This window comes from Actinotignum schaalii (assembly GCF_028864145.1).
In the GTDB taxonomy this organism is placed as follows: Bacteria; Actinomycetota; Actinomycetes; order Actinomycetales; family Actinomycetaceae; genus Actinotignum; species Actinotignum schaalii_B.
Window position 1 is genome coordinate 22,950 of record NZ_JARBHJ010000033.1, and the last position, 8,388, is coordinate 31,337.

The 8,388-nt window shown below is 58.5% G+C and carries 7 protein-coding genes and 1 tRNA gene; 7 read left to right on the forward strand and 1 reads right to left on the reverse strand.

Translation table 11 applies throughout. From position 1 onward, the window contains the following. Nucleotides 1–369 precede the first annotated feature (369 nt). Nucleotides 370–442 (forward strand) — tRNA-Thr (locus tag PWJ82_RS07715). On the opposite strand, the gene PWJ82_RS09620 is transcribed toward PWJ82_RS07715, so the two are convergent. Next, complete coding sequence (locus tag PWJ82_RS09620) at nt 398–790, reverse strand: helix-turn-helix domain-containing protein (protein WP_145989824.1); 393 nt, start codon at nt 788–790, stop codon at nt 398–400. The genes PWJ82_RS07715 and PWJ82_RS09620 overlap by 45 nt on opposite strands. A gap of 29 nt (nt 791–819) precedes the next feature. Here PWJ82_RS09620 and PWJ82_RS07720 point away from each other — a divergent pair, with 29 nt between their 5' ends. The 6 genes from PWJ82_RS07720 to PWJ82_RS07745 all read left to right on the forward strand — a co-directional run bounded on the left by PWJ82_RS07720 (nt 820) and on the right by PWJ82_RS07745 (nt 8,220). Then, nucleotides 820–1,089: a MerR family transcriptional regulator gene (locus tag PWJ82_RS07720; RefSeq protein ID WP_101657610.1), complete on the forward strand. Its 270-nt coding sequence runs from the start codon at nt 820–822 to the stop codon at nt 1,087–1,089. A 7-nt stretch (nt 1,090–1,096) separates the two neighbouring features. Next, nucleotides 1,097–1,654, forward strand: a complete 558-nt coding sequence (locus PWJ82_RS07725) for a hypothetical protein (protein WP_101657611.1) — start codon at nt 1,097–1,099, stop codon at nt 1,652–1,654. 182 nt (nt 1,655–1,836) lie between these two features. Further along, complete coding sequence (locus PWJ82_RS07730) at nt 1,837–3,126, forward strand: hypothetical protein (RefSeq protein ID WP_145989820.1); 1,290 nt, start codon at nt 1,837–1,839, stop codon at nt 3,124–3,126. A gap of 29 nt (nt 3,127–3,155) precedes the next feature. Continuing rightward, nucleotides 3,156–3,941, forward strand: coding sequence for a hypothetical protein (locus PWJ82_RS07735; RefSeq protein ID WP_101657613.1), 786 nt, complete (start codon nt 3,156–3,158; stop codon nt 3,939–3,941). 66 nt (nt 3,942–4,007) lie between these two features. Then, nucleotides 4,008–5,030, forward strand: a complete 1,023-nt coding sequence (locus PWJ82_RS07740; RefSeq protein ID WP_101657614.1) for a hypothetical protein — start codon at nt 4,008–4,010, stop codon at nt 5,028–5,030. Nucleotides 5,031–5,238: 208 nt separating this feature from the next. Further along, a complete protein-coding gene (locus PWJ82_RS07745) occupies nt 5,239–8,220 on the forward strand; it encodes a VaFE repeat-containing surface-anchored protein (protein WP_257960057.1) in 2,982 nt (993 codons plus the stop codon). Nucleotides 8,221–8,388 lie beyond the last annotated feature (168 nt).

Sequence of the window (8,388 nt, forward strand, 5' to 3'; positions counted from 1 at the left end):
GCGGGGCGTTATGCTTGTATGTGCTGACGCGGCCGGGCTTGAATAGGCTTTCGAGCAGGGCTGATCGTCGAAAAACTTTATAGGCCTGAGCCGCCGGTTGTGGTGGTCGGTGTGCTCATCTGGGGATGTTGTAATCCCCATGTTGCTCCCCGAGGCGAGTTCATGTGACTCTCGCTCCGGGGAGCAACACTTTTCTTTCCGTTCCTTTACTTTTTGCGACGACGCCGCTCCTGCCGCAGGGCGGCCCCACCCCGCTCTCAACGTTCGCTAGCTCACGGTGTCCGGGTTTGCGTGCCAGCGCACCGGCCGGGTAGTATGCATCTGTTGCCTTGTGAACTGGCCGCGCGCGTGGCTAGCCGCAGGTAGCGTGCCACCTTAGCTCAGTCGGCAGAGCGATTCACTCGTAATGAATAGGTCGAGAGTTCGATTCTCTCAGGTGGCTCTGAACGGCCTGTGCATCTTCGGATGTGCGGGCCTTTTTCTTTTGCTCTTCCTCTACAACGGAGTCGGGAAGAAGTGCGGAGATAGGCACATCCAGAAAAGCTGCGGTAGAAACAAGGTCTTGCACTGACCATGGAGTTTTACCCAAAGTTTTCCGCGAAACACTTGCCTTATTGAGCCCGAGCCAGTTCGCTAGCTCCATTTGTTGTTTTCCGCGACGGCGAAGCCAGAGAATGACATTAATGCCAACGGCCTCGTCGCTCGTGAGATTTAGTTCTTCAGCGGCGATTGACATGCCTATAGCGTACCATCCAGTCGCATCACGCGCAACTGGCACGTCTTGACGCATCTGGCCGCACCATATAGGCTTGCAACCAGATGAGCGTAGCGCAACTAGGGGGTATGGTGCCTAAACGGATTTTGACGACGAGAGAAGTTGCTTCTCTTATGGGTGTAAGCCGTACTACTGTCACACGCTGGTGCTCCGAGAACGATATCCGCGCCGTAAGACTTCCGTCCGGCCAATGGCGCATCCCTAAGTCGGAGGTTGATCGTATTCTTGCGCCGGTTGCGGAGGATGCTTCGCCGGATAATGCCGGCGAGGTGTCAGGCGCGGCTCTGCCGGGCCAGTTGGAAATTTTCGGGTAGGCACCTCATGGACACGACGTTGGAGTTGGGGCAGTCGGTTGTTATTCAGTGCTGGAATTTGAATATCGGCGATGAGGGCGTGTATTCGCCAGAACTGGGCATGCGGGTGTGTGACCCGTGGGTGTATGTAGCTTTCGATGTGGACTGCGTACCCGAAGAACACTTCGATAAAGCGTGTCGGGTGCTTGAGCATTTTAAGGTGTGCGTGGAGGGCGGCGAGATTCGCCTGGGCTACAACCTGAACGCACTCCCGGAGGAGCTGTGGGGTTGGTGTTTGCCGTGGCTGGTGTGCGGCCTGGCTTACCGCACGACTCCGGCGTTTGGCCCCAACGCTAGCGAGGGTGAGGATGTGTATGTTTCCCACTCCCAGATTGACCCGCTTGTGGGGCTTATAGTCGCGAACCGCACGGACACCTGCATTGGTACGTGGCTTGGTGGGGAATGCTTGAAGGTCGCGGCTTTCACGTCGCCGGGCATCCTTACCCGAGAGACGGTTTTCCCGCCCGCGTCCTCGCAGATCGCTGCGGAAAATCTCAGCGAGTGGCTGGAGATAATCCCATGGTAACCGCCAGTAGTTCTATGTTCTTCCCTTCCATCGACGCTGATAGTTGGTTTGCTTCTTCTATTATGCGTGGGTTGGTTGGGGGCGCGCTTCCCATTGGCGCGCGGGCTTGGCTGGCCTTCGGTACTCCTAGAGGGCCAGCCAGCCCTATTCTTCAACACGAACAGCGGGGGAGGTGAACACCCGTGAGTAGTGATCTCTTCGTTACCCGGAAAAACCGCGGCGGCACCTGGATGACGAATGATGTCGTGTGGGGCGTGCGCTTGTCTGCCCCGACGCTCGGCTTGTTCGTCTATATGCTCTCGATGCCACCCCACGCTCCGAAGACTCGGGACTCGATGAGCGGGCATTTCGGACTCGGCCGGCGTGCGGTATCTACCGCGCTCAAAGAACTCGAGGTTGCCGGTTTGCGGTATCGGTTCCGTGTTGCTGGTGGGCGTGGAACATTCGCGACGGTCACGGTGCTTTCTAGTGAGCCGATCAGTCTTGAGGAAGCTTTTCTTGAAGTTCCGGAGAGTGTGCGCGGCGATGTGGTGGCGTGTGTATCCCCGCGGCCCGATGGTGAGGAAGTCGTCCAGCTGGACGTGGACGGTCATCCGATCACCATCGCCGACGGCACGGACGAAGCCTCCAGTGACGAGAATACACATAGCGACATGCCTGGGTTATCCATAGGTGGTGTGGCCGGGGTACCGGTTCCGGTACCTCGGAGTGAAGTGGCGGAAAACCGCCAAAACCAAAACGCTACCGTGGGGGTGTCTGTTGGCGACACCGGGTTATCCACAGGTGATTGTTCTCCGGGGTACCGGTTATCGTCCGTCGGTGAGCGGTACCCCTTAAACCAATACCCTTCTTCACTACGTTCAGAAGGGATTAAATCCAACCAACCAGCCCGGCCTGAAACGCCAGCAGATGATTCTCGTTTGGGTGTGGTTGGTGTGGATGGTGACCCAAGCCAGCAAGGCGTGGTGGGTGCCACTGTCGTGGCTACCCACACGCCAGCACCTGCCGGGCCGGACTCGACGACGCCACAGGGGCCGGGCGTGGATGCGGCGGGGGATGCGGTTGTGGTGGCGTCTTGTGTTCCCGAGCGCCTGGCCGGGTTTATTGCTCCTTCACGCTTGCAAGTGGTGGCCCGTGATTTGCGGGCCGCGTTAGATGCGGGCTGGACTGCAAGCCAGGTTTACCGGCTCTTGAATAGCTCCCCGATTCCGGGCGATGTCCGGAATGTTGGGGGTTTGGTGGCGTATCGGATTCGCCAGATCGCTGCCTCCCCGCCAGTAACCAACCAGCGGGCGGCGCGGGGGTATTCGATGGACGAACTCACCGGCCTGCTCACCGAGGCGCAAAGGGTTGCGCCGGGTGAGGCTCGGGTGTTTGAGGCTCGGATTCGGGATGACCCGCGGCTTTCTCGGGCGTGGCGGCAAATGATCTTGGCCGAACTACCCCAAACGGTAGCGGTAGCCACACACTAGGTTTTTGAGGTTTTTGGAGGGAGGTTGTTATGGACACACACGTTGAACGCAGTGTCGTCGGCGTGCCCAAGGCACTGCTGGAAGATGAGCGGCTCTCGTTTGATGCTCTAGCGTTGGCGGTTTACTGCCTGGGGCTGGGTGAGAATGCTTCGGCGGGTTATCGGGCACTGGCGGGGCGTGGTTTGAGTGAGGCCCGCACCCGTAAAGCCCTCTCGGAGCTGGAAGCCGCGGGTTATCGGTTCCGGGGCGCGGATGGTCGGGTGGTGATCTCGGATACTCCCATGACAACCTCTCCAACGCAAGCCACAGCAGCCGCGTCGGCAGATACCGCAAGCACAACCGGCACGGGCCAGGGGATGGTGCGTGAGCGTCGGGAACGCCGCGAAGTCCCTGCGGGTGTTGATGTGGTGGATGAGTGTGTACCCGCACCGCTAGCGAATCTGCTGAAAGGGGTGGGTCGTGAGCGTGCCACCGGGTATCTCGAGGAAGCACTCGATCACGGCTGGACGAAACACGCAATCTACAACGCTTTGAATAACAACCCATTCCCGGCGGACGCGAAGAATCCAGTGGGTCTGGTGATTTATCGGATCCGGCATATTGCGTCTAAACAGCCACGCGGCACCAAACAACCACCAGCGCCCGCGCCGGTAGCGCCGGCTCCAGAAGAAAAGCCGGGCGCGGCCTCGCTGGCGGTGTTTAGTCTTCCTGCCCGCCAGCCACCAGACACTAAGAGTGGCGTGGGTTCCCAGGTTGGCGGGCAGGAAAACCTCCGCGCGATACGCGAACGCATAAACACGCTTCGGGGTGTTTAAAGTGTCGTAACGGTAAGGCACCATTAGAGACAAGAGAAGAAGCAAACTACGAGGAAGAACCAGACCATGGACATCACCCGAATCAAGAACCGGAAGGCGTATGTGCTTGCCGGTATAGGAATTATCGCTATCGCGCTCATCGTCGGTATCGCGCTGTATTTGCGTGGGGTATCGGCCACTAAGGATGCCCGTGCTGACTACACGCGAGCGGCGGCGGAGTATGCGGAAGTGAAGACCTCCCTGGAGGAACAGATCAAGACGGTTGATTTCCAGCCTGTCCAGTGCTCTAACGACGGGGGTAATCCCGAGAGCTGTTTTAGGGCGCTTGAGTTGCGTGCCTCGATTGAGGGCGAACTGGCCAAGCCTATAGATGCTCGCAAGGCCGAGACTCTTGGTGCTAAGGAGGCACGCGCGGCTGCGACCGCTATTTCCGAGCGTGTGAGCGTGTTGCGCGGGTGGGGTAGCGAACTCGAAACCAAGATGGCCGAACTCGATGAGGCTTTCTCTAAGAAGGTCACTCGGTATGTGACTGGTAAGGGCGAGGACGGTACCTCGGTCTTGAAGCGGTGTGAGAAGGTCTTGGGCGAAGCGCGTCAGCTCGCTGGTGAGGCGACTGGCAAGGTTGCTGATGGTGGGATTATCACCTCGATGAACCAGAAAGCAGCCGGCCTAGAGGAAGAATGCGCTCGGGTGCGAGATAAGCACGGTGAGATGCGGTGGCGTGAGGTTCAAGAGCGTGTTGCGGCTTTGGGTTTCCAGATTCATGACTTGGAGGATGCGATGAATAAGACTCGCGCCGCTATCGGGACGGTTGCGTTGCCTGACCAGGCAGTCCAGCCCGAACAGGCCGCTTCTTCGGCTGGCTCGTCAGCGTCTTCGTCGTCGGTGTCGTCTTCGTGGGGGAGCGACAACTCGGATTCTGGTTATGAGGCAGCTCCTGCGCCGGCTCCGGTGGCGCCAGCACCTGCTCCCGCAGCTCCCGAGCCTGCCCCTGCTGACAATGACGGATGGGTAGACACCTCGACCGGAGGTAATTTCTGCGCGGGTACGGATTCCAATGGCAATAGCTGGACTTACGAATGCCCCTAAAACCAAAAGGTGGCTCGGTGCTTGCGCCAACAAGCACCGAGCCGGTGAATCCCTCCAGTTTTTCGCAATGACCTTAAACATTTCGATATAGAAAGGACTCGTTACCATTATGGCAGCGACCACACATGCCCGGCCAGGAGGCCGGACGCTTGCCGCGCTCCTTGCGGTATTTACTCTGATAATTTCAAGCTTGCTTGGCGGGAGTGCCATGGCGGCTTACGATTCCACGGTTGGGCGCGGCATTGACCTCATCGGTATCAATGCCTCGGGTGCTTTGCGGCTTGGGCCGCATATTAACCAGACTCCGCAGATTGGCGGGGTAGGGATTGATGCTTCGCCTCAGTGGTGTATTGATGGGAAGAAGGCCGACCCGGGGCCGAATGATTTGACTTCAATTGCGACCTTGACGGATTCCGCGCAGCACGTGCCCGAGCTGGCGCTCACGACACCGCAGGCCGCTTGGCTTTTGAACAAGTACCAGGGCAACACCACAGATAACGAAAATCTCGCGGCGTTGGGTTTGCTCATGCACGCGAACTTCGAGAACACCGCCTCGGTGGCTCATGAAATCGCCGGGGCAACGCAAACCCAACAGCCGGACGTGTGGGCACGAGCCATTCAATACGTTGCCGAGGCCCGTAACAGTGCCGCCGTCGGCTACGAAGCCGGCCGCGTAGAGGGTGAGAGCCAACGCGAGGGAAAGCTATTCAACATCGGTATTCATCCTGATAACGCTGATTTTTGGGTTCCCAATATCCCCGTAAAAATCACGCTCACAGGGCCTGCCGTTTTCAAGGAGAGCGGCAGCACGGTATGGGAGGGCGTTACACAAGATCGCCCTATCACTCTCGAATGGAAAGCCAGCGGTAATGGCGTTGTTCAAGCGGATTACGCTTACAAAACCAAGTTCCGCACGACTCTCACAAAGTACGGCTCAGATGGCTCCATCCAGGACATGATCACGTACGGCAACCGACCGGCGAACGATCCTGAGACCATCACAGGGCCTGGGCCGTCGTGGCGTGTGATTTTTGACTTCCAACCCACCGGCACCAGCCAAGCCGCCAGCCAGGAGATCAACCTTGACGGCACCATTTCGGACACTCTCACCACATCGGTTGATAAGTCCTATGGTGATGGGCAGTGGACGCAGGTAAACAACCAGCCGGTTCCTGTGGTTTATACCGCGACCGCGTATTGGGCGGGCCGTGAAAAGCCCACCACCAGCACCACCATCCCAGCAGGTGCCGAAGTCCTCGGCAGCGTGGACGTTACAGCCACGGGTGAGGGCCAGAAGCTGGAAGCGAAGCTAACCACACCCAAGCGTGGTTACGTGAGCTGGGTTTGGTCGGTCGATAAAGCCAAGCAAGGCGCGAACAGCCAGTATATTCACCAGAACTGGGCGGATTCTTACGGACTGGAAGCAGAAACGACATCAGAGAATTTCGACTTCCGCCCCCTCGGCACCTCGAACGTGGCTGACGCGAAAGTAATCGACAAGGGCACAATGTTGTCCGATACGTTCGAGGCTAAGGCCGACCCGGCTTATCGGGATGGTGAATGGACACGCATCGTTGCGCCTGGCGCGTCGTTTGATGAAGGCACCTTCGTGCCGGTGACCTACCGGGCGAGCGCATATTATGTTTCCCCGACCGAACTCCCGACCACCACGGACTCTGTGCCGGCCAGTGCGGAGCTGATTGAATCTGTCACGGTCGTAGCTAATGGGCCGGGCCAGATCAAGGCCACGCTCTCGCAGCCCACAGTAAAGGCCGGGTTTGTCACCTGGGTTTGGGAAGTCAAGGCTGAAGACCAGCCCGCGGATTCCGCGAAGTGGATTAAGCCAGGGTGGGCCGACCAGTTTGGCCTGCCGGACGAGACCACGTCGGTGCGTTACCCCGCACAGATCGACTCCACCTTGTCTATCCGCGACACCAAGTCGGGTACCTATTTGGTCGATGATGTGTGGGTGACGGGACTCCCTGCTAATCATCCGGATTTCGCGGGTGGGATGGGTTTCAAGGCCGACACCGCGACCATTTCGCATGAGGTGTTGTTCTTCCCCCACGGCCTTGCCGTTACCGAGGCCAACCGCGATAGGGCAGAAAAGATCGGCGAAACGGTCACAATTCCCGCCCGCAACGGCTTCTACCCCAGCGTGGGTGAAATTTCCTGGTTGGTGAAGCAAGACGCTAATGGTAAAAATCTGCCGGGCACCTATGTTTTCGTTTCGTCGTTTGCTGGTGATGACCGCGTCCAGCCACTCACGACGAGCGTCGAGGACGTGACGGAGCAATTCACCATCACCCCTGAGCCGTCGATTCACACCACTTTGACGCATGAGAACACGCACGTGGCGCCGAATACCGACAAGGTGGAGCTTGTCGATACGGTCTCTTACCAGAATCTCAAGCCTGGTAAGGAATACGTGCTTGAGGGAACTCTGATGGATAAGGCAACCGGTAAGCCGCTCGAAGACGGAAACGGCACCAAGATTGTTTCCACGGCTGTGTTTGTGCCGGAGACACCGAACGGCACCGCCACTGTCGTATTCACAGTGGACGGAAGCCTGTTTGCGGGTAAGCAGACGGTTGCGTTTGAGAAGCTGACGCAGGATGGTCGTGAAATCGCTGTCCACGCCGACATCAACGATCTCAATCAGACGGTGACGTTCTCGAAGCTGGCAACCACCGCGACCGACAAGAGCGATGGTGACAAGGTGATCGCGCCGGTGCCTAACGCCGTGATTACGGACAAGGTGTGCGATGTTTCCGGCACGTTGGTGCCGGGTACCGAGTATGAAATTACGACCGCGTTGATGTTGGATAACGGCGATGCGTTGCTCGACAAGGACGGCAAGCCGGTGACGGTTACCTCGAAGTTTATTCCAGCGGCCGCGAACGACTGCGCCTCGATTGACATCACTTTCGATGCGAGCAAGCTCGCGGGCAAGAAAGTCGTGGTCTTCGAAACCGTGACCCAAGACGGCAAGACCATCTCGGTCCATCACGATCTGAAGGATTCCGCTCAGACGGTGAGCGTAGATACGCCTCCGACACCTCCGACACCTCCGACGCCGCCGGCTCCTCCCTCGCTGATCCGCACTGGCGCCAGTATCACCCTGGCTGCTCTCGCAGCCGCGGGTCTGGTTGTTGGTGGTGTGTGGCTCGTGCGCCGCAAGCGCGCCTAACCAACCAGACTCACCCGGGGTAACTCGGGGTGAGTAAGTGCTCCGTGTGCGCGTGTTTTCCATGGTCGAGGCGCGTACACGGGTAAAGAGGGGCGGGGGGGGGGTTTTTTGGGCGGCCCACCCCCCCCCTTTTTTGTAAAAACTTGGCATTTAAATAAAAATTTTTTT